This window comes from Thioalkalivibrio sp., assembly GCF_041685615.1.
In the GTDB taxonomy this organism is placed as follows: domain Bacteria; phylum Pseudomonadota; class Gammaproteobacteria; order Ectothiorhodospirales; family Ectothiorhodospiraceae; genus Thioalkalivibrio.
Genome location: NZ_JAWLFK010000012.1, coordinates 1 through 19,979 on the forward strand (window position 1 = coordinate 1; position 19,979 = coordinate 19,979).

20 protein-coding genes and 1 pseudogene are annotated in these 19,979 nt (G+C 68.5%); 17 read left to right on the plus strand and 4 right to left on the minus strand.

Translation table 11 applies throughout. The features are described 5' to 3' along the window. The 7 genes and pseudogenes from ACESLR_RS03895 to lnt form a co-directional block, all read left to right on the plus strand. A pseudogene (locus ACESLR_RS03895) lies at positions 1-103 on the plus strand (IS481 family transposase); the annotation flags it as partial. Between the two features lie 110 nt (positions 104-213). Further along, positions 214-693, plus strand: coding sequence for a single-stranded DNA-binding protein (gene ssb, locus ACESLR_RS03900; RefSeq protein ID WP_373023752.1), 480 nt, complete (start codon positions 214-216; stop codon positions 691-693). A gap of 44 nt (positions 694-737) precedes the next feature. Then, positions 738-2,090 (plus strand): tRNA (N6-isopentenyl adenosine(37)-C2)-methylthiotransferase MiaB, encoded by a 1,353-nt coding sequence (gene miaB / locus ACESLR_RS03905; protein ID WP_373023753.1) that lies wholly within the window; start codon positions 738-740, stop codon positions 2,088-2,090. Between the two features lie 12 nt (positions 2,091-2,102). Next, positions 2,103-3,134, plus strand: coding sequence for a PhoH family protein (locus tag ACESLR_RS03910; RefSeq protein ID WP_373023754.1), 1,032 nt, complete (start codon positions 2,103-2,105; stop codon positions 3,132-3,134). Next, on the plus strand, positions 3,124-3,636 hold the full coding sequence (gene ybeY / locus ACESLR_RS03915) for an rRNA maturation RNase YbeY (protein ID WP_373023755.1): 513 nt from the start codon (positions 3,124-3,126) through the stop codon (positions 3,634-3,636). Before ACESLR_RS03910 ends, ybeY begins: the two co-directional genes overlap by 11 nt. Next, entirely contained in the window at positions 3,629-4,561 is a 933-nt protein-coding gene (locus tag ACESLR_RS03920) for an HlyC/CorC family transporter (RefSeq protein ID WP_373023756.1), read from the plus strand. Before ybeY ends, ACESLR_RS03920 begins: the two co-directional genes overlap by 8 nt. A 5-nt stretch (positions 4,562-4,566) precedes the next feature. After that, complete coding sequence (gene lnt, locus ACESLR_RS03925) at positions 4,567-6,057, plus strand: apolipoprotein N-acyltransferase (RefSeq protein WP_373023757.1); 1,491 nt, start codon at positions 4,567-4,569, stop codon at positions 6,055-6,057. Positions 6,058-6,061: 4 nt separating this feature from the next. On the opposite strand, the gene ACESLR_RS03930 is transcribed toward lnt, so the two are convergent. Further along, entirely contained in the window at positions 6,062-6,613 is a 552-nt protein-coding gene (locus tag ACESLR_RS03930) for a zinc ribbon-containing protein (RefSeq protein ID WP_373023758.1), read from the minus strand. Positions 6,614-6,744: 131 nt separating this feature from the next. Beyond that, the gene (locus ACESLR_RS03935) at positions 6,745-7,596 is read right to left on the minus strand and encodes a DUF2189 domain-containing protein (protein ID WP_373023759.1); all 852 of its coding nucleotides are present in this window, start codon (positions 7,594-7,596) and stop codon (positions 6,745-6,747) included. Positions 7,597-7,847: 251 nt separating this feature from the next. Between ACESLR_RS03935 and leuS the strand changes: the two genes are divergently transcribed. The 8 genes from leuS to ACESLR_RS03975 all read left to right on the plus strand — a co-directional run bounded on the left by leuS (position 7,848) and on the right by ACESLR_RS03975 (position 15,761). Continuing rightward, positions 7,848-10,439, plus strand: coding sequence for a leucine--tRNA ligase (leuS, locus tag ACESLR_RS03940; protein ID WP_373023760.1), 2,592 nt, complete (start codon positions 7,848-7,850; stop codon positions 10,437-10,439). Further along, a complete protein-coding gene (gene lptE, locus ACESLR_RS03945) occupies positions 10,436-10,975 on the plus strand; it encodes an LPS assembly lipoprotein LptE (protein WP_373023761.1) in 540 nt (179 codons plus the stop codon). The genes leuS and lptE overlap by 4 nt, the downstream gene beginning before the upstream one ends. Then, entirely contained in the window at positions 10,975-12,012 is a 1,038-nt protein-coding gene (holA, locus tag ACESLR_RS03950; protein WP_373023762.1) for a DNA polymerase III subunit delta, read from the plus strand. The genes lptE and holA overlap by 1 nt, the downstream gene beginning before the upstream one ends. Before the next feature lie 4 nt (positions 12,013-12,016). After that, the gene (locus ACESLR_RS03955; RefSeq protein WP_373023763.1) at positions 12,017-13,321 is read left to right on the plus strand and encodes a glutamate-5-semialdehyde dehydrogenase; all 1,305 of its coding nucleotides are present in this window, start codon (positions 12,017-12,019) and stop codon (positions 13,319-13,321) included. A gap of 297 nt (positions 13,322-13,618) precedes the next feature. Next, positions 13,619-14,269 (plus strand): nicotinate-nucleotide adenylyltransferase, encoded by a 651-nt coding sequence (nadD, locus tag ACESLR_RS03960; RefSeq protein ID WP_373023764.1) that lies wholly within the window; start codon positions 13,619-13,621, stop codon positions 14,267-14,269. An 8-nt stretch (positions 14,270-14,277) separates the two neighbouring features. Continuing rightward, positions 14,278-14,670: a ribosome silencing factor gene (rsfS, locus tag ACESLR_RS03965; protein ID WP_373023854.1), complete on the plus strand. Its 393-nt coding sequence runs from the start codon at positions 14,278-14,280 to the stop codon at positions 14,668-14,670. Between the two features lie 22 nt (positions 14,671-14,692). Then, a complete protein-coding gene (rlmH, locus tag ACESLR_RS03970; protein WP_373023765.1) occupies positions 14,693-15,163 on the plus strand; it encodes a 23S rRNA (pseudouridine(1915)-N(3))-methyltransferase RlmH in 471 nt (156 codons plus the stop codon). Positions 15,164-15,170: 7 nt separating this feature from the next. Next, a complete protein-coding gene (locus tag ACESLR_RS03975) occupies positions 15,171-15,761 on the plus strand; it encodes a Maf family protein (protein ID WP_373023766.1) in 591 nt (196 codons plus the stop codon). A gap of 19 nt (positions 15,762-15,780) precedes the next feature. On the opposite strand, the gene ACESLR_RS03980 is transcribed toward ACESLR_RS03975, so the two are convergent. Then, a complete protein-coding gene (locus ACESLR_RS03980; RefSeq protein ID WP_373023767.1) occupies positions 15,781-16,203 on the minus strand; it encodes a DNA polymerase III subunit chi in 423 nt (140 codons plus the stop codon). A 16-nt stretch (positions 16,204-16,219) separates the two neighbouring features. Then, complete coding sequence (locus ACESLR_RS03985) at positions 16,220-17,698, minus strand: leucyl aminopeptidase (protein WP_373023768.1); 1,479 nt, start codon at positions 17,696-17,698, stop codon at positions 16,220-16,222. 89 nt (positions 17,699-17,787) lie between these two features. On the opposite strand from ACESLR_RS03985, the gene lptF reads away from it, so the two are divergent. Both lptF and lptG read left to right on the plus strand, forming a co-directional pair. Then, complete coding sequence (lptF, locus tag ACESLR_RS03990; RefSeq protein WP_373023769.1) at positions 17,788-18,915, plus strand: LPS export ABC transporter permease LptF; 1,128 nt, start codon at positions 17,788-17,790, stop codon at positions 18,913-18,915. After that, positions 18,912-19,979 carry an LPS export ABC transporter permease LptG gene (gene lptG, locus ACESLR_RS03995; protein WP_373023770.1) on the plus strand — a complete coding sequence of 356 codons (1,068 nt, stop codon included), beginning with the start codon at positions 18,912-18,914 and terminating at the stop codon, positions 19,977-19,979. Before lptF ends, lptG begins: the two co-directional genes overlap by 4 nt.

Below are 19,979 nucleotides of genomic sequence, written 5' to 3' on the forward strand. Positions count from 1 at the left end.
CCACGACTACAACTGGCACCGCCCACACGGTAGCCTGAGCCAACAGCCACCCATCAGCGTCCTCGGTCTACCTGAGGACAACCTTGTGAGACTCCACACCTAGGGCCCTCGTACCGGACCCGCATCCTCATCGCGGACCGGTGCACTGTCGCGGCGGGGGCGGGCTGCTACACTATCGGGTCTGTCTCTCTATGCCCGACTGAAGGAGGCCCCATGGCCCGCGGCGTCAACAAAGTCATCCTGCTCGGAAACCTCGGGGCCGACCCGGAAAAGCGCGAGACCCCGAATGGGGTTACCGTCACCAATCTGCGTCTGGCGACCTCGGAGCAGTGGACCGACAAGAACTCCGGCGAGAAGCGCGAGAACACCGAATGGCACCGGGTGGTGATGTTCGGGCGCCTGGCGGATATCGCTGCGCAGTACCTGTCCAAGGGCTCGCAGGTCTACATCGAAGGCAAGATCCAGACCCGCAAGTGGCAGGACCAGTCCGGCAATGACCGCTACAGCACCGAGGTGGTCGCCAACGACATGCAGTTGATCGGCGGTCGCGGTGGCAGCGGCGGAGGCGGGTTCGACCAGGACTCGGGCTACGGCGGCGGCAATGCCTACGGAGGTAGCGGCCAGCAGGGCGGTAATCGCAGCAGCGCGCCGGCCTCCGGTGGCGGCTTCGACGATGATGACGTCCCGTTCTGAGTCCGGCGATTCCTGAGCTCCCCAACCAGCGAAGTACCCATAGCATGATCCGCAAGGTCTACATCCAGACGCACGGTTGCCAGATGAACGAGTACGACTCCGATCGCATGCTCGACGCGCTGCGCGAGCTGCACGGGGCGGAGCGCACCGATGATCCGGAGCAGGCCGACGTCCTGCTGATGAATACCTGCTCCATCCGCGAGAAGGCGCAGGAGAAGGTCTTTTCGCTGCTGGGCCGCTGGCGGCAGATCAAGGAGCGCCGGCCGGAGGTGATCATCGGCGTGGGCGGTTGTGTCGCCAGCCAGGAGGGCGACGCCCTGCGCGAGCGCGCCCCGTACGTGGATCTGGTATTCGGGCCGCAGACCCTGCACCGGCTGCCGGCCATGATCCAGTCGGTGCGCCGCGAGCGCGCCCCGGTGGTGGATATCTCCTTCCCCGAGATCGAGAAGTTCGATCGTCTTCCGGAGCCGAAGGCCGAAGGGCCGACCGCATTCGTCTCGGTGATGGAGGGCTGCTCCAAGTACTGCAGCTTCTGCGTGGTGCCCTATACCCGCGGCGACGAGATCAGCCGCCCGTTCGACGATGTGATCGCCGAGGTGGTCGCGCTCGCCGCGCAGGGGGTCAAGGAGATCAACCTGTTGGGACAGAACGTGAACGCCTATCAGGGGCCGATGGAGGATGGCGACACCGCCGACCTGGCGTTGCTGATCCACTACGTGGCGGCCGTCGAGGGCATCGAGCGCATCCGCTTCACCACCTCGCACCCGGTGGAGTTCTCCGACTCGCTCATCCAGGCCTTCGCCGACGAACCGAAGCTGGTCAGCCACCTGCACCTGCCGGTGCAGAGCGGTTCGGATCGCATCCTGGCGCAGATGAAGCGTGGCCACACGATCCTGGAGTACAAGTCCAAGATCCGCCGCCTGCGCGAGGCGCGCCCGGATCTGGATCTCTCATCGGACTTCATCGTCGGCTTCCCCGGCGAGACCGACGCCGACCACACCGCCACAATGAAGCTGATCGAGGAGCTGCACTTCGATTTCTCCTTCAGCTTCATCTACAGCGCGCGTCCGGGCACCCCCGCGGCCTCGCTGCCGGATGACGTACCGCTGGCGACCAAGAAGGCCCGCCTGGCCGAACTCCAGGCCCTGATCGAGCAGCACGGGCGCGCACGCAACCAGGCCATGGTCGGCAACATCGAGCCGGTGCTGGTGGAGGGTCCGGCCAAGCGCAACCCCGGCGAACTGGCCGGGCGCACGGCGAACAACCGTATCGTCAACTTTGACGGGGATTCCGGCCTGATCGGGCAGCTGGTTCCGGTCGAGATCACCGAGGCACTGGCGCATTCCCTCCGTGGCCGCACGGTGGAGCGGGCGATGCCCGCCGCCGTCGGCGCCTAGGGAAACCGACGCATGGCCAATCGTCTGGACTTCACCCTGGAGCCCGGTGACCAGGAGACGCTCGCGCGGATCTCCGGGCCGCTGGATGCCCACCTGCGCCTGATCGAGTCGCGCCTGGGCGTAGCGGTGCACAATCGCGGTCCGCGCTTCAACCTGACCGGCCCGAAGTCCGCCGTGCAGGCGGCCGGCGCCCTGATCCACGATCTGCACCGCATGGCGCAGGAGGAACCGGTCAGCCTGGAGCAGGTGCACACGGCCCTGCAGACGGCGCATGTCGAGGGACTGGCCGAAGCCGACAACAACGGCGATGACCCGTCGCTGCGCCTCAAGCGTGCGGTGATCCGCGGGCGTGGCCCGCGCCAGGCGAAGTACCTGTCCGCGATCGCGCAGCATGACCTCAGTTTCGGCATCGGTCCGGCGGGAACGGGCAAGACCTTCCTCGCGGTGGCGGCGGCGGTGGCCGCGCTGGAGCAGGACCGCGTCCAGCGCCTGGTCCTCGTGCGCCCGGCGGTGGAGGCCGGCGAGCGCCTGGGCTTTCTCCCCGGCGATCTGGCGCAGAAGATCGACCCCTACCTGCGGCCGATGTACGACGCCCTGTACGAGCTGATGGGGTTCGACCAGACGGCGCGCCTGATGGAGCGCCAGGTGATCGAGGTCGCCCCGCTGGCCTACATGCGCGGACGCACCCTGAACGAGGCCTTCATCATCCTCGACGAGGCGCAGAACACCACGGTCGAGCAGATGAAGATGTTCCTGACCCGCATCGGCTTCGGCTCCACCGCCGTGGTCAATGGCGACATTACCCAGGTCGATCTGCCGCGTGGCCAGCGGTCGGGGCTCAAGCACGCGATGCAGATCCTGAACGACGTGGAGGGGGTGCATATCACCCGCTTCCAGGCTGGGGACGTGGTACGGCATCCGTTGGTGCAGCGCATTGTGGAGGCCTATGATGCCCATGACATCGCCTCCGGGAAACCGGGAGCGGCGCCCGAGTCCGATGCCGGCTGGGCCGTCGCGGACGGGCAGGACGCCGATGGCGCTTGAAGTCGCGGTGCAGTACGCCGTGCCGCGGGCCGGCCTGCCGGCCGCCACTACCCTGCATCGCGCGGCCCGGGCGGCCTGGCGCCGGGATGGCGAGGCCGCGGTCACGCTGCGGGTGGTCGACGCCGCCGAGGGGCAGTCACTGAATCACGCCTTCCGCGAACGCGATTACGCAACCAACGTGCTGTCCTTTCCCGCACCCGCTCTGCCGCCCGGTCTGCCCCCGGAGGCGAACGCCTATCTCGGCGACGTGGTGCTGTGCGCGCCGGTGCTGGCGCGCGAGGCGATGGAGCAGGGCAAGGCCCTGGCGGCGCATTACCATCACATGGTGGTACACGGGATGCTGCACCTGCAGGGTATGGACCACCAGACGCCGGACGAGGCCGCGCGGATGGAGGCAATTGAGTCCTCGATCCTGGCCGGGTTAGGCTACCCGGATCCCTACGCCGAGCATCCGGCTCGCGTCCAGTTGTCGGACACAGCCGGAAACGCCCCCGATGCCTGAACCCGAACCCGACGAGCAACCGATCTGGCGGCGCTGGCTGAGCCGTGCCGGGGAGATCCTGCGCCCGCGCCGCGAGCCGGCCACCCGCCGCGAACTGGTCGAGACCCTGCGGGACGCCCAGGACCGCGAGCTGGTCGATCCCGAGGCCCTGACCATGCTCGAGGGCGTGCTCAACGTCGCCGACATGCAGGTGCGCGACATCATGATCCCGCGGGCACAGATGGAAGTGGTGCGCCGCGATGCCGGGCTTTCCGCGTTCCTCCCCGACGTGGTCGCCTCCGCGCACTCGCGCCTGCCGGTGGTGGGGGATCATCGCGACGAGGTCGTCGGTGTCCTGCTGGCCAAGGACCTGCTGCGCTTCTTTGGCGAGCCGGACGATGCCGCCTTTGACATGCAGGAGATCCTGCGCCCGGCGGTGTTCGTCCCGGAGAGCAAGCGCCTGAATGTGTTGCTGAAGGAATTCCGCCTGAGCCGCAACCACATGGCGATCGTGGTGGACGAGTATGGCGGCGTGGCTGGACTGGTGACGATCGAGGACGTACTGGAGCAGATCGTCGGCGAGATTGAGGACGAGCACGATGTCGAGGATTACCTGACCCAGATCATGCAGCACCCGGGCGGGCGCTACACCATCAAGGCGCTGACCCCGATGGAGGAGTTCAACGCCTACTTCCAGACCGCCTATAGGGAGGACGACTTCGACACCATCGGTGGGCTGGTGCTGTCGCATTTCGGGCATGTACCGCGCCGCGGCGAGCAGATCGTCGTGGACGGCATGCAGTTCCGCGTCCTGCGCGCCGACAACCGGCGCCTGCACCTGCTGGAGATGCGCCTGCCCGAAGCGGATACCGAGGCCGCCACCGGCGCGGGATCGCAGCCGTTCGATGGCCCGGCCCCCGAGCCCGACGGCCGCCGCACCCGCTGAGCCTCATGCCGGTTCGCGTCGCACAGTTGCCGCCCTGGACCGCGGGGTTCGCGGCCCTGATGGCCGGGGCGGCCGCGACCCTGGCCTTTGCCCCGGTCAGCTGGTTCCTGGCGGCCCCGCTGGGGCTGGCGGCATGGTTCGCCCTTCTGCCCGGGGTTGCCCCGCGCCGGGCCGCCTGGATCGGCTATGCCTTCGGCCTCGGGTTCTTCGGGACCGGGGTCACCTGGATCTTCAACAGCCTGCTGGTGTTCGGCCAGGCGCCGCTGGTGATCGCTTCGCTGATTACCGTGCTGTTCGTGCTGGCCATGGCGGCCTATCCGGCACTGCTGGCCGGATTGGCGGCACGCTTTCTGCCGCTGGAGCGTCCGGCCGGGATGCTGGCGCTGGCGGCTGGCCTGGTGTTGATGGAGCTGGCACGCTCCTGGCTGTTCTCCGGGTTCCCCTGGCTGCTGTTCGGCCACACCGTGCTGGATACGCCGCTGCAGCCCTGGCTGCCGCTGGCCGGCGAGCTGGGCGCGGGGCTGGTGGTCGCGCTGTTGGCGGTGGCGCTGGTCAGCGTGTTCCGGCCCGGACAACGCGGGCTCGGAGCGGGTCTGGCGGGGGTTCTGGTGCTGGCCTCGCTGGCGTTGGGACTCGCCCGCTGGGTGGAGCCCGGCGGTGAGGCGATCTCGGTGGCCATGGTGCAGGGCAATATCGACCAGGCGCGCAAGTGGGATGCCGACGGCATCGAGTATTCGCTGGAGATCTACGAGGATCTGACGCGCGAGGCGGACGAGGTGGACCTGGTGGTCTGGCCGGAGACCGCGATCCCGGCGTTCTATGTCGAGGTGCAGCGCCCGCTCGGGCAGCTCGCGCAGTCGCTGGCGGAGCATGATAGCGAACTGCTGACTGGGGTCTTCGACCATGCGTCGGCCGGGCGCCATGTGTACAACTCGGTGGTCAACGTGACCACGGGTGCGGGGTACAACAAGCGCCAGCTGGTGCCCTTCGGCGAGTACATCCCGTTACGCGGCCAGCTCGACTGGCTGGACCGGTTGCTGGCCATCCCGATGTCCGACCTCTCTCCCGGCACCGGCGACGGGCGCATGCGAGTGGCCGGTCAGACGGCCGGGGTCAGCATCTGCTACGAGGCGGCGTACTCACGTCACATCCGCGCGGCGCTGCCGGAGGCCGGGTTCCTGGTCAATGTCTCCAACGATGCCTGGTTCGGCGACAGTCTTGCGCCGGCCCAGCACCTGCAGATTGCGCGGGTGCGGGCGGTGGAGACCGGGCGCCCGATGATCCGGGCAACCAATACCGGCATCTCCGCCATAATCGATGGCGATGGTCGGATACTCGAGCGTTCGGGGACCTTCACCCGCGAAGTGGTGACGGGCCGGCTGCAGCCAAGCCGCGGCGTTACGCCGGCGACCGCCACCGGGGCGGGGCCAGCCGTGCTGGCGGCGCTGGTGCTGGTAGTTGCCGGTGCCGCAGGCGGCCTTCGCCGCCGACGCTGACGGGTTATTCTGCCTCGGTACCGCCGGGGCCGCGGCGGAAGGTGGTGTTGTGGCAGTTGGAACACGGGGGGATGCGGCCGACCCGGGTCATGTGCAGCGGGTGGCCGCATTTCTTGCACAAGAGCTCGCCGGGGCCCGTGATCTCGCCGGTATGCCATTCGCCCATCACCTGGGCACGCGCGGTCAGTTCGGTGATCTCGATCCGGGTGCGATCGGCGATGCGCTCCAGGGCATTCTTGATGCTGGCCTCGATCAGCCCCAGGTCGATCTGCAGCCAGTCGCGCCAGTCGGAGCTGCGACTGTCGAGATAGGCGCCCAGGTCCTGCAGGTCCCGGCGCAGGTAGTCCATGACCTCGTGAGCCTCTTCGCGGGTGAGGTCGCTCGCCTTCTGCACGCGATCCCGGGCGTTCTCCAGAGCCTCGGTGATGGCCTTGCTGGTCTTGTCCTCCAGATTTTCCAGGTCCTCGGTGACCTCCTGCAGCATGCGGTGATAGGCGTCGCTCAGGCGCGATTCGCGCTCCTGATCATGGGCCTGATCCTTCTGTTCTTCGCTCATCGGCCTCTCCATTGCGGTCGCAGATCCGGTCGGCAGGATCCAACGTTAGCACGAGCGCCGGAACCGTAAAGAGCGTAGCCCCGGATTCCTGGCATAGAGGAGCGTGCGCCCGGTATCGCGCGTGGACGGGATCAGGTCGTCGCAACCAGATCCCGGTAGCCGTGCCACATCGCGAAACCCAGCCAGGGGAAGATCACGACCAGGGCGAGCAGCGCGGTCGCGACCGAGACCATGAAAAGCGCCGTGATGATCAGGCCCCACAGGATCAGCGTCCCCGGGTTGTGGTTGAACGCCTTCAGGCTGACGCCGATGGACTCGATCAGGCTCTTCTGCGTGGCCTCGTCGCGTACCCGGTGATCCAGCAGTGCCGGGATCGTTGCCAGGCTCAGCGCGAATACCACCAGACCGAAGACGATGGCAGCCACCACGACTCCGACCAGCGAGACGATGCCGGCGCCGCTGCCGAGCATCGCGCCGATCAGGTGATGCAACTGGCCCATCACCGCGAGTTCGCCGATATTGAGAACCGCGATCCACATCCACACAAAGCTGGCCCAGATTACGAACAGCAAGGCGAGCAGGGCCGCGAAGCCCCAGACCGAACCGCCCAGGGCCTCCAGCCAGCCAAGGCCGGCGCCGCCCGGTTCGCCACGTTCCCTTTGCAGGGCGAGGTAGTTCACGCCCACGGCGAGCACGGGACCCAGCAGCAGGATCCCGGCCAGAAACGAAAACGCCATCCAAGGCTGGTTCCACGACAGGCCCATCAGGACCAGGCCAGCGAGGGCGATCACCAGCCCGTGTACGAGCGCGACCGGCATCTGCCAGAGGTCGCGCCAGCCCTTGCCGAGCCATGCACCGAGATCCTCGGGCGTGACCTCGCGAATCGTCGGGGACTCGGTCTCCGGGGTGTGCTCGGGCTGCGTCTCGCCCAGATCTTCCGGGTAGGCCCGCTGTACAACGGGAATTGCGTCGCTCTCGTGCATCTCCAGCCTCCTTGGAACGTCCGATTCCAGGTTTCCAGCTGATGTACCTCATAAGGCAGTCCGGAACGGGCTTCTGTTCCTGATCCGTTGTGATGGGTATCACATCCCACCGGCGACGAGAGCGGCCGTCCGGCGCACCATGGTTTGCGGCGCAGAGGTGTCGGTGAAGGGCATTTCCCTTGGAGGGGGTGGGGGGCGCTGGTATTCTGCGCAGTTCTTTGTTTCCGGCGATGACAGGACAGGTGAGGCGCATGCAGGAGCACTATTCCCCCGAGGCGATCGAGGCGCAGGTGCAGCGTCAGTGGGAGGAGGCCGACTGCTTCCGCGCACACGAGGACGCCGCCGGCGAGCCGTTCTACTGCCTGTCGATGTTCCCGTACCCCTCGGGCAAGCTGCACATGGGCCATGTGCGCAACTACACGATCGGCGATGTGATCGCGCGCTTCCAGCGCATGCAGGGCAGGAGCGTGCTGCAGCCGATGGGCTGGGACGCCTTCGGCCTGCCGGCCGAGAACGCGGCGATGCAGAATCACGTGCCGCCGGCGGCCTGGACGCGCCAGAACATCGAGCAGATGCGCACCCAGCTCAAGCGCCTGGGGTTTGCCTACGACTGGTCCCGCGAGTTTGCCACCTGTGACGCCGAGTACTACCGCTGGGAACAGTGGCTGTTCGTGCGCCTGCTGAAGAAGGGCCTGGTCTATCGCAAGAAGGCGACCGTGAACTGGGACCCGGTGGACCAGACCGTGCTCGCCAACGAACAGGTGATCGAGGGCCGCGGCTGGCGCTCCGGGGCGGTCGTCGAGCGCCGCGAGATGCCGCAGTGGTTTCTGCGCATTACTGACTACGCCGACGAACTGCTTGAGGCCCTGGATGACCTGGACGGCTGGCCGGACCAGGTGCGCACGATGCAGCGCAACTGGATCGGGCGTTCCGAGGGTGTGGAGCTCGAGTTCGCGGTGGACGGCGGCGATCCACTGACTGTCTACACTACGCGCCCGGATACCCTGTTCGGCGTGTCCTACATGGCGCTGGCACCGGAGCACCCGCGGGTGCAGGCGCTGGCGAAACAGGACGCCGATCTGGCCGCGTTCGTTGCCGACTGCGCGCAGGGTGGGGTGGCCGAGGCGGACCTGGCGACCATGGAGAAGAAGGGCCGCTCGCTGGGCTTCACCGCGCGCCACCCGCTGACCGGCGAGGATGTCCCGGTCTGGGTCGCCAACTTCGTGCTGATGGAATACGGCACGGGCGCGGTGATGGCCGTGCCCGCGCACGACGAACGCGACCACGAGTTCGCGACGAAATATGGCCTGCCGATCCGCCAGGTCATCGCCCCGGCGGACGGCGCCTCGGTCGACGTACAGCAGGCCGCGTTCACCGAGGCCGGCGTGCTGGTGAACTCGGGCGATTTCGACGCCCAGGACTCGGAGGCGGCCATCGCCGCGATCGCCGAACACCTGGAGCAGGCCGGTCTGGGTCGGCGCCGGCGCAACTACCGTCTGCGCGACTGGGGCATCTCGCGCCAGCGCTACTGGGGCTGTCCGATCCCGGTGATCCACTGCGAGGCCTGTGGTGCAGTCCCGGTGCCGGAAGCCGACCTGCCGGTGCGCCTGCCGGAAGACGTGATCCCGGACGGGGCCGGCTCGCCGCTGGCGCGCATGCCGGAGTTCTTCGAGGCGACCTGTCCGGAATGCGGACAGGCGGCCCGGCGCGAGACCGATACCTTCGACACCTTCTTCGAATCCAGCTGGTACTTCGCCCGCTACGCCTGCGCCGACAACGACACGGCGATGCTGGATGCGCGCGCCGACCACTGGCTGCCGGTGGATCAGTACGTTGGCGGCATCGAGCACGCCGTGCTGCATCTGTTGTACGCGCGCTTCTTCCACAAGCTGCTGCGTGACGAGGGCCTGCTGGCCTCCGACGAGCCGTTCACCCGGCTGCTGACCCAGGGCATGGTGATCGCGCCGACTTTCTACCGCGAGCGCAGTGATGGCGGGAAGGACTGGATCAATCCGGCGGACGTCGAACTGGAACGTGCGGAGGACGGCTCGGTGAAGGCCGCGCGCCACCGCGAGGACGGCCAGCCGGTCATGATCGGTGGCATGGAGAAGATGTCCAAGTCGAAGAACAATGGCGTGGACCCGCAGGCCCTGATCGAGCGCTTCGGCGCGGATACCGCGCGACTGTTCACCATGTTCGCCGCCCCCCCGGACCTGTCGCTGGAGTGGTCCGACTCCGGCGTGGAGGGCGCGCATCGCTTCATCAAGCGCCTGTGGCGGGCGGTCCACGAGCACGTGGGCGACGCGGCGCCGGGGGCGCTGGAGGTCGATGCGCTGGACGATGCCGGGCGCGAACTGCGGCGCAAGCTGCACGACACCATCGCCAAGGTCACTGACGACATCGGCCGGCGCCAGACCTTCAACACCGCGGTGGCCGCGAACATGGAACTGCTGAACGACCTCGGCAAGTTCCCGCAGGACGCAGCCGGGGCCGCAGCCGTGCGCCAGGAGGCGCTGGAGGGCATCGTGCGCATGCTGGCGCCGATCATCCCGCACGTGACCGAGACGCTGTGGCGGGCTCTGGGTCACGATGACCTGGTGGCGGCAACCCCGTGGCCACAGGCCGACGACGCCGCGCGCCAGGCCGCGCAGGAGACCCTGGCGGTGCAGGTGAACGGCAAGCGCCGCGCCGAGATCGCGGTCCCGGCCGGGGCCGATAAGGACGCGATCGAGACCGTCGCGCGCAACGACGAAAACGTGAAGCGCTATATCGAGGGGCAGGATGTGATCAAGGTAATCGTCGTTCCCGGCCGTCTGGTCAACTTCGTGGTGAAGCCGCAATGACCGCCCTGCTGCGCGCGGGGCTGGTGCTGTTGCTGGCGGTTTCGCTGGCCGCCTGCGGCTTTCAGCTGCGCGGGAGCGGCGAGTGGCCGGAGGCGCTGCAGCCGGTACAGATCACCGGCATCAACGCCCGCGATTCGCTGTACCGGGAACTGGCCGTGACCCTGGGTTCCTCCGGCGTGGAGGTCGTGAATCAACGTCCGGAGGGCCAGGGCGCGATCCTGGAGATCCGCTCGGTCAACGATCAGCGCCGCACGCTGTCGGTGACCGAGGCCGCCCGGGTCTCCGAGTATGAACTGATCCGGACGGTCAACGCCCGTCTGCGCCCGGTCGAGGGCGAGGCGGTCGACCTGGGGCCGCTGCGTGCCGCGCGCATCTACCTGTTCGACGGCACGTCGGTGCTCAGTCGGAGCGAGCGCGAGGCCACCCTGCGCGAGGCGATGGACCGTGACATCATTGGCCAGCTGCAGCGCCGGATCGCCGCGCTGCTCGAGCCGGACGGCAGCCTGCGCGAAGCGGCGGAGGACCCGGCCCCCTGATGGTGCCGGATAGTGCCCGCCTGGAACAGGAGCTGGCGCGCGGGCTCGCGCCGATCTACCTGCTGCTGGCCGAGGAACCGCTGCAGGCGATCGAGGCGGCCGATGCGATCCGCGCCGCCGCCCGTCAGCAGGGCTTCCTGGAACGCACGGTGCTGGACCTGACCGCGCAATCCGACTGGGGTCCGTTCGAGGCCGCGATCCGCGACCGGTCGCTGTTCGCCGAACGCGCGGTGCTGGACGTGCGCCTGGCCACCGGCAAGCCGGGAAAGACCGGTGGCGACCACCTGAAGGCCTACGCCGGTGACCCGCAGAGCGACCTGGTCCTGCTGCTGCACCTGCCGCGCCCGGACCGTGACATGCGGCGGGCTGCCTGGTTCAAGGCCCTTGAGAACCGTGCGGTGGTCATCCATGCGCGTCCGGTGCCGCCGGCCCGGCTGGGCGACTGGATCCGTACGCGGCTGCAGAAGAACGGTCTGCGCATCACCGACCCGGCGCTGGCATTGTTGGTCGCGCGGGTGGAGGGCAACCTGCTGGCCGCGCGTCAGGAGATCGAGAAGCTGGCGCTGGCCGGCGTGACCGAGATCGACGAGACCGTGCTGGCGGAGGCCACCACGGATGCGGCCCGCTTCGAGCTGTTTGCCCTGGCCCCAACCGCGCTGCGCGGTGATGTCCGCCACGCCCTGCGCATGCTGGAGGGGCTGCTGGACGAGGGCCAGGCCGAGCCGCTGATTCTCTGGGCGCTGGCGCGCGAGTGCCGGCTGCTGGTGCAGGCGATGGAGCGCAAGGCCGCCGGTGCATCCGACCGCGAGGCGTTCCAGGGCAGCTTTGGCGACGGCCAGAAGGCCCTGCGCCAGGCGATGACGCGGCTGGATCTGAGCGCGGCGCGGGGTCTGCTGGGCGAGGCCGCGCGTGTGGATCGGGTCATCAAGGGTCAGGAAAACGGCAATGCCCGGCAGGGGTTGCTAGACTTGGTGGCCCGTATGGCGGGGCGTCCGCTGACCGTGGCCGAACCCGCGCTGAACCCGGAACGAGTCTGACTGCATGAACGCTGCCGTGAACCCCACCGAATCCCCTGCCGACGATGTGATCGCCCAGGTCGAGGTGCTCGGGCGCGCCGCGCGCGCGGCTTCCCGGCGCATGGCCGAGGCCGAGCCGGGCGCGAAGAACGCCGCTCTGCACGCGATCGCCGAGGGCATCGCCGCGCGGCGCGCCGAGTTGAGTGATGCCAACAGCCGCGACCTGGAGGCCGGGCGCGAGCGCGGCCTGGACGCCGCGATGCTGGATCGCCTGGCGCTGACCGATGCCCGTATCGACACCATGATCGAGGGCTGTCGCCAGGTGGCCGGGCTGCCCGACCCGGTGGGCACGATCTCCGACATGGCCTACCAGCCGAGCGGTATCCAGGTCGGCCAGATGCGTGTGCCGCTGGGGGTGATCGGGATCATCTACGAGTCGCGCCCGAACGTGACCATCGACGCCGCCGCGCTGTGCCTGAAGTCCGGCAATGCGGCGATCCTGCGTGGCGGCTCCGAGGCGCTGCATTCCAACCAGGCCCTGGCCGCGATCATCCAGGCCGGGCTGGAGCAGGCCGGCTTGCCGCGCGAGGCGGTGCAGGTGGTACCGACCACCGACCGCGCGGCGGTGGGCGCGCTGTTGCGCATGCCGCAGTACGTGGACGTGATCGTCCCGCGTGGCGGCAAGGGCCTGATCCAGCGGGTCAGCAACGAGTCGCGGATCCCGGTGATCAAGCACCTGGACGGCGTATGCCACGTGTACGTGGACGGCGGGGCCCACGCCGACAAGGCGCTGGCCGTCGCGGTGAACGCGAAGACCCAGCGCTATGGCACCTGCAACACCATGGAGACGCTGCTGGTACATGCGGACCAGGCCGAGGCCTTCCTGCCGCGCCTGGCGGCCGCGCTGGGCGAGCACCAGGTCAGCCTGCGTGGCTGCGCGCGTACCCGGGCCATTCTCGCCGACAGCGGGGCCGACATCGCGGAGGCCACCGAGGACGACTGGGTGGCCGAGTACCTGGGGCCGATCCTCGCGATCCGCGTGGTCGACGACCTGGACGTGGCGATCGACCACATCAACACCTACGGCTCGCACCACACCGACAGCATCGTGACCGAGGACTACAGCCGCGCCCGTCGCTTCCTGCGCGCGGTGGACTCCAGCTCGGTGATGGTGAATGCCTCCACCCGCTTCGCCGACGGCTACGAGTACGGCCTGGGCGCGGAGATCGGCATCTCCACCGACAAGCTGCATGCCCGGGGTCCGGTGGGCCTGCACGGGCTGACCACGCTCAAGTATGTCGTGTTCGGTGACGGCCATGTACGTGGCTAGGGAAACACTGATTAATGTCCACGCACGCGCTCGAGTCATTTTTGCGTGCGAACAAGGCGCGGTGACTGCCGTGCAGTCATGCTGCACAAGGGAGCCGCGACGCGGTGCGCGCGCCCGTTTTTGTCAACAACGGGCGGCCGAGCCCCTTCGGGGTTGGTCTCCCAGGTTCCCCGATCCTGCGTTGCGCCGCTTGCGGGTAGAACCACTACCCGCGGCACGGCGCGCCTTGTCTCGGAAAACCTGGGGGACCAACACGAGTGTGTATATTGATCAGCGTTTCCCTGGGGCGATCCCCACGTGATCGGGATCCTCGGCGGTACATTTGACCCGATCCACTTTGGCCACCTGCGCCCGGCGCTGGAGATCCAGCAGCACCTGGGGCTGGAACGCGTGCATTTCATCCCCTGCCACGTACCGCCGCATCGCGCGAGCCCCGGAACCGGCAGCGGCGATCGTCTGGCAATGGTGGATCAGGCGATTGCGGATGTGCCGGGATTTGTCGCCGACCGTCGCGAACTGGATCGTCAGGGGCCGTCCTACACCGTGGATACCCTGCTCAGCTTTCGCGAGGAGCTTGGGCCGGACGCGCCGCTGGTGCTGATCATGGGCATGGATGCCTTTGCCGGACTGCCATCGTGGAACCGCTGGCAGCAGATCTTCGAGCTGGCGCATATCGTGGTCTCGCACCGCCCCGGCAGCCCCGCCTCCCATGATCTGGGGGGCTGGCTGGGCAATGCCGCGACGCACGATCCGGCGGCGTTGCGCGAGGCCCCCGGGGGGCTGGTCTACTTCCAGCCGGTCACCCAGCTCGACATCTCTGCCACCGCGATCCGGGACGAGCTGCAGGCCGGACGCAGCCCGCGCTTCCTGCTCCCCGGGGCCGTTAATCGTTACATCCAGGACCACGGCCTGTACCGGGCCGGGTCGAACCGCAATCACGGGACATGACCGACACAATGAACAGCGAACAACTGCTGGAGCTGGTGACCACCGCTCTGGACGACATGAAGGCACAGAACATCCGCACCATCGACGTACGTGGCAAGACCACGCTGACGGATTTCATGGTGATTGCCTCCGGGACCTCCGGGCGTCACGTGCAGTCCACCGCCGAATCCGTTGCGGCCGAGGCCAAGCAGGCCGGCATCCAGCCGCTGGGTGTCGAGGGCCAAGAGAGCCAGGAGTGGGTGCTGGTGGACCTGAACGACGTCATCGTCCACGTGATGCTCCCGGAGACCCGCGACTTCTACAACCTGGAAAAGCTCTGGCTGGCGGAGGAAGCGGCCGACCCGGAAAAGGCCGCACCCGAGGACCCCAGCCTGGAACGCGTCCGCCGCCTGCGCGGCTGAGCGCCACACGAGTCTTCACTCGATGCGCCTGGACCTGATCGCGATCGGCAAGCGCATGCCGGACTGGGTGGCGGAGGGCTTCGCCGAATATGCCGGGCGCCTGCCGCGCGAGCTGGAGCTGAACCTGCAGGCCCTCCCGGGGCCCTCCGGTGCCAAGTCCATGGACACCACCACGCTGCTGCGCCGCGAGGGCGAGATCCTGCTGAAGGCGATCCCCGAGGGTGCGCGCGTGATCCTGCTGGATGAGCGCGGCAAGGCGGTCGACACCAAGGGCGTGGCCAAGCGCCTGGAGGCCTGGCAGACGGACGGTCGCGACGTGGCGCTGGTGATCGGCGGGGCCGCCGGGCTGGACGAGGCCGTGCGCGCCCGTGCCGAGTGGGCCTGGTCGCTGTCGCCGCTGACCTTCCCGCACATGCTGGTGCGGGTGCTGGTCGCCGAGCAGCTCTACCGCGCCTGGTCGCTGCTCAACAATCACCCCTATCACCGCGCCTGAGCCCCGCATGAGGCCGACGCCGCCGCTGTTGCTCGCCTCGGCCTCGCCGCGTCGGCGGGAGCTGCTGGAGCAGATCCAGCTCGCCTTCGAGGTGGCGCCGATGGACGTGGACGAGAGCGCGCGGCCCGGCGAGACCCCGGAGGCCCTGGTCGAGCGCCTGGCCATCGCCAAGGCGGAGGCGGCGCGCGAGCGCTTGGCGCCCGGCCAGTGGGTGCTGGCGGCCGACACCGTGGTGACCATGGACGACGACGCACTGGGCAAGCCCGCAGATTTCGCCGACGCCGCGGCGATGCTCGGGCGGCTATCCGGGCGCGAGCATCGGGTGGTCTCCGGCATGGCCCTGTGGCGCCCCGGCGAGGCCATGCGCGCCCGTCACGTGACGACCCGGGTACGCCTGCGCGAGCTGAGCCCGGCCGATATCAAGGCCTACTGGGCGACCGGCGAGCCGCGCGGCAAGGCCGGCGCCTATGCCATCCAGGGCCGCGGCGCCGCCTTCGTCGAGTGGATCGATGGCTCCTACACCAACGTGGTCGGCCTGCCCCTGTTCGAACTGGAGCAGTGGCTGCGCGAGATCGCCGACCCGCCGCCGCGCGTCTGATCCGCGTCTTCCGCAGTCCTTACTGGATGCTGTGGTGGTCCAGCGGGTAGCCGCGTTCCTTGAAGAAGCGGTAGCGGGCCCGGCCGGCCTCGCGGCCTGGCTCGTCGCCGCCGACGATGTCGGCGACCCGTTCGAAACGCCCACAGTACTCCGGGACCTCGGGGGCGAGGTTGATCAGCACGTCGCAGCGATCCGACGGGGCGTGCGCCTCGTGCAGGGAGACCGGGACGTCCGTGTCGCGCACATCGGTGCTGTGCGGCAGGAAGGCAGTGTCCTCGAAGGTCCACAGCCATTCGTCCAGGGTGCGCGTCAGCTCCGGCGAGCCGGTGTGGATGTGAACCCGGCGGCCCTGGCCGCTGGCCTTGCGGGCCAGACGGCAGGCGAAGCGCAGGCGTGCCTCCGGGGCCGGGTCCTCGAGCAGGTAGAAGCTGACGTGGGTCATGCCCGCCGGACCGCGATCAGGCCTGGTCGAGCAGGTAGCGCATCAGCATCGGCACTGGGCGCCCGGTTGCGCCCTTTTCCTTGCCGCTCTTCCAGGCCACGCCAGCGATGTCGACATGCGCCCAGGTGTAGTCCTCGGTGTAGCGCGACAGGAAGCAGGCGGCCGTGATGGTGCCGGCCGGGCGACCGCCGATATTGGCCATGTCGGCGAAGTTGCTCTTCAGTTGTTCCTGGTACTCCGGCCACAGTGGCAGCTGCCAGGCGCGATCGCCGGTCTCCTCGCCGGCGGCCAGCAGGCCCTTGGCCAGGCGCTCGTTGTTGCCGAGCACGGCCGCGCCCTGGTGCCCCAGCGCGATGATGCAGGCGCCGGTCAGGGTGGCGATGTCGATCACCGCCTTCGGCTTGTAGCGCTCGACCCAGGTCAGGGCATCGGCCAGGACCAGGCGGCCCTCGGCGTCGGTGTTCAGGATCTCCACCGTCTGCCCGGACAGGGTGGTGATGATGTCGCCGGGGCGGGTCGCGCGACCGTCGGGCATGTTCTCGGCGCTGGTCACCACGCCGACCAAGTTGATCGGCAGCTCCAGTTCGCAGCAGGCCTCGATCACGCCGAACACGCTGGCCGCGCCACACATGTCGTACTTCATCTCGTCCATCTCGGCACCCGGCTTGAGCGAGATGCCCCCGGTGTCGAAGGTGATGCCCTTGCCCACCAGGACCACCGGGGCGTCATCCTTCTTGCCGCCGGAGTATTCCATCGCGATCAGGCGCGGCGGGCGCTCGGAGCCCTTGCCCACGGCCAGGATCGCGCCGGCGCCGAGTTTCTCCAGGTCCTTCTCGTCCAGCACCGTGGCCTTCAGCTTCTTGTGCTGCTTCGCCATGTCGCGCGCGGTGTCGGCCAGGCTCTCCGGGTAGCACACGTTCGGCGGGGTATTGCCGAGGTCCTTGGCGCGGTTCACGCCGGTGGCAATCGCCGCGGCCTCGGAGCAGGCGCGCTTCGCCGCATCGGCCTCCGTGCGCTCGACGCCGAGCTGGATCTTGTCCAGCTTGACCGGCGTGGTCTTCTCCTTGCCCTTGAACGGGGTGAAGCGGTAGGCGGCATCCGAGATCGCCGCGACCAGGGTATGCACCACCCAGGCGATGTCCTTGCCACGCGGCTGGAAGTCCGCCACCGCGATCACCGCACTGGTGGCGGGGCGCTCGACCAGCGCGGCCGCCAGGGTCTGTGCCGCCTTGCGCGCCGCGCGGGCGTCAAAATCCTTCTTCGCGCCCAGACCGATCAGGAGTGCGTTACCCTTGCTCCCACCGGCGGGCAGCAACAGTCGGCTGCCGGCCTCGCCATCCATCTCGCCGGCCTTCAGCAGGGCGGTGATCTCGCCGTCGCGCGCCGCATCCAGCACCGTGGCGCCGGCGGCCGGCTTGCGCTTGTGATGGATTCCGGCGGCGCGGATGCCGGCGCGGGGTTTGTCGAGGGTCGAGGTGGTGACGGAGAATTGCATCAAATGCCTCCCGAAAATGAGTTCGATCATGGTACCAGCGCCACACGCTGCGCGACCACGCGCCGTGCGGACCGCGGGGTAATGCGCGCATGATCCTGCGCCGCGCCGAGCGTTTCATCGCCCGCGAACTGCTGGTCACGCAGACCGCGGTCACCATCGTGCTATTGCTGGTGATCGTCGGCGGCGTGCTGGCGCGAGTGCTGCGGGATGTTGCCGAGGGGACCATTCCGGTGGATTTCCTGCCCGGCATGGTTGCCTTTGGGGCCTTCAAGGGTATCGTCTTCCTCTGGCCGGTGGCGCTGTTCCTGGCCTTCATGCTGGTGCTGGGTCGGTTGCAGCGCGACAGCGAGCTGGTTGCGCTGCAGGCCAGCGGGATGTCCTTCGCTGCGCTCTACCGCGCGCTGTTCTGGGTGGCCGTGCCCGCCGCGCTGCTGCTACTGGTGCTGATGACACAGGTGCTGCCGCGCGCCGAGGCTCAGATCGACCAGTTCCGCGACCTGGCCGAGCAGCGCTCCGATCTGGTCGGCATCACGCCCGGGCGCTTCTTGCGCTCGCGGGTGGGCGAGCAGGTCTTCTTTGCCGAGCGCATGAGTGAGGACCGCGAGGCCCTGCTGGAGGTCTTCATCTACCGCGAGGTCGACGGCGAGGCGCAGGTGACCGTGGCCGAGCGGGCGATACCCGATCCCGGTGCCGAGGACAGCGGCTTCCTGATCCTCGAGAACGGATATCGCCACGTCGGCGTGCCGGGCGAGGGCCGCTTTCGGATGCTCGAGTTCGAGCGTCTGCGCATTCAGGTCACCGAACCGGATGCCGGGGCCGGAAAGCCCTCGTTGAACGCGATGTCGGCACTGGAGCTCTGGGAACAGCGGCATCGATCCGAGTACCGTGCGGAACTAGAATGGCGCCTCGCCATGCCACTGTCCATTCTGGTGCTGAGCCTGATCGCGCTCCCGCTGGCGCAGGTGCCGCCGCGTACCGGACGCTATGCCCGCATTCCGGCGGCGATCGGGGTCTATGTGCTGTACGCCAACCTGCTGATCCTGGGTCAGGGACAGCTGGCCGACGGGCGTACGCCACTGGCCCTGGGGCTGTGGTGGACGCATGGCGGGATGCTGGTGCTGTGGTTGGTCCTGGCCTGGCGCAAGGGCATGTTGCGACTCGGACGGGGAACCGCCCGTGGCGCGCGTGAGTCGGGCACGGACGAGGTGACACCGTGACGACCGTTCTGGGGCGCTACATCATGCGCCAGGTCCTGATCGGGACCGCGCTGGCCGTGGTCCTGCTGGTGGCGCTGGATGCGGTGTTCGCGCTGATTGAGGAGTTGCGCGATACCGGACGCGGCGACTACGGGCTCAGCGAGGCCCTGCTGTACGTGGCGCTGACGCTGCCGCGGCGGATGTACGACATGCTGCCATCGGCGGCGCTGCTGGGCGGACTCCTGTGGCTGGGCAACCTGGCCGCGAACAGCGAGCTGATCGCGATGCGCGCCGCCGGGATGACGCTGGGGCGCTTCATCGCCTGGGTGATGCAGGCCGGCCTGGTGGTCGTGGTGGCGATGGTGGTGGTCGGCGAGTTCTTCGCCCCGGCCGCCGAAAGCCGGGCCCAGAATCTCAAGGCCACGGCCTTCGACGAACAACTGAGCGTGAGTTCGATTGGCCTGTGGGCGCGCGACGGGCGGCGCATGGTGCAGGCGGATACGGTCCTGCCGGGGAATCGCCTGATCGGCGTCCGGATCATCGAGGTGGACGAGAACCGCGAGCCGCGGGAGATCACGCGGGCGCAGAGCGCCCAGTACGAGGGCGGGGCCTGGCGGCTGGAAGACGTGGAGCGTTCGCGGCTGTCACTGGAGCGCGTAGAGTCCGAGCGGCTGGAGACGGAGACCATCGACCGCCTGATCGAGCCGGAGTATTTCGACGTGCTGGTGGTCGAGCCCAGCCAGATGGCGGCCCGGGCCCTGGCGCGCTATATCGACTACCTGCAGGAAAACCGGCTGGATTCGGCGCCCTACGAGGTCGCGTTCTGGCAGCGCCTGACCCTGCCGGCCAGCACCTTCGTGATGCTGCTCCTGGCGATTCCTTTTCTGTTCGGCTCGCAGCGCGAGGGCGGCGCTGGCCAGCGCCTCTTTATCGGGATCGCTATCGGCGTGTCGTTCGCCATCGTGATGCGCGCGATGACCCATCTGGGGCTGGTCTACAACCTGCCGCCGGTGGTTGCCGCGAGCCTGCCGGTGGTGCTGTTTCTGATCCTAGCCCTGGCGGCGCTGCAGCGCATGGGGCGTTAG

What these genes read in the sequence shown, in the direction of transcription:
- miaB (WP_373023753.1), top strand. Translation starts at nt 738, where the DNA reads ATGATCCGCAAGGTCTACATCCAGACGCACGGTTGCCAGATGAACGAG.
- ybeY (WP_373023755.1), top strand. Translation starts at nt 3,124, where the DNA reads ATGGCGCTTGAAGTCGCGGTGCAGTACGCCGTGCCGCGGGCCGGCCTG.
- lptE (WP_373023761.1), top strand. Translation starts at nt 10,436, where the DNA reads ATGACCGCCCTGCTGCGCGCGGGGCTGGTGCTGTTGCTGGCGGTTTCG.
- rlmH (WP_373023765.1), top strand. Translation starts at nt 14,693, where the DNA reads ATGCGCCTGGACCTGATCGCGATCGGCAAGCGCATGCCGGACTGGGTG.
- ACESLR_RS03980 (WP_373023767.1), bottom strand. Translation starts at nt 16,203, where the DNA reads ATGACCCACGTCAGCTTCTACCTGCTCGAGGACCCGGCCCCGGAGGCA.
- ACESLR_RS03975 (WP_373023766.1), top strand. Translation starts at nt 15,171, where the DNA reads ATGAGGCCGACGCCGCCGCTGTTGCTCGCCTCGGCCTCGCCGCGTCGG.
- ssb (WP_373023752.1), top strand. Translation starts at nt 214, where the DNA reads ATGGCCCGCGGCGTCAACAAAGTCATCCTGCTCGGAAACCTCGGGGCC.
- ACESLR_RS03910 (WP_373023754.1), top strand. Translation starts at nt 2,103, where the DNA reads ATGGCCAATCGTCTGGACTTCACCCTGGAGCCCGGTGACCAGGAGACG.
- ACESLR_RS03955 (WP_373023763.1), top strand. Translation starts at nt 12,017, where the DNA reads ATGAACGCTGCCGTGAACCCCACCGAATCCCCTGCCGACGATGTGATC.
- ACESLR_RS03935 (WP_373023759.1), bottom strand. Translation starts at nt 7,596, where the DNA reads ATGCACGAGAGCGACGCAATTCCCGTTGTACAGCGGGCCTACCCGGAA.
- holA (WP_373023762.1), top strand. Translation starts at nt 10,975, where the DNA reads ATGGTGCCGGATAGTGCCCGCCTGGAACAGGAGCTGGCGCGCGGGCTC.
- lptF (WP_373023769.1), top strand. Translation starts at nt 17,788, where the DNA reads ATGATCCTGCGCCGCGCCGAGCGTTTCATCGCCCGCGAACTGCTGGTC.
- ACESLR_RS03930 (WP_373023758.1), bottom strand. Translation starts at nt 6,613, where the DNA reads ATGAGCGAAGAACAGAAGGATCAGGCCCATGATCAGGAGCGCGAATCG.
- leuS (WP_373023760.1), top strand. Translation starts at nt 7,848, where the DNA reads ATGCAGGAGCACTATTCCCCCGAGGCGATCGAGGCGCAGGTGCAGCGT.
- rsfS (WP_373023854.1), top strand. Translation starts at nt 14,278, where the DNA reads ATGAACAGCGAACAACTGCTGGAGCTGGTGACCACCGCTCTGGACGAC.
- lnt (WP_373023757.1), top strand. Translation starts at nt 4,567, where the DNA reads ATGCCGGTTCGCGTCGCACAGTTGCCGCCCTGGACCGCGGGGTTCGCG.
- ACESLR_RS03920 (WP_373023756.1), top strand. Translation starts at nt 3,629, where the DNA reads ATGCCTGAACCCGAACCCGACGAGCAACCGATCTGGCGGCGCTGGCTG.
- ACESLR_RS03985 (WP_373023768.1), bottom strand. Translation starts at nt 17,698, where the DNA reads ATGCAATTCTCCGTCACCACCTCGACCCTCGACAAACCCCGCGCCGGC.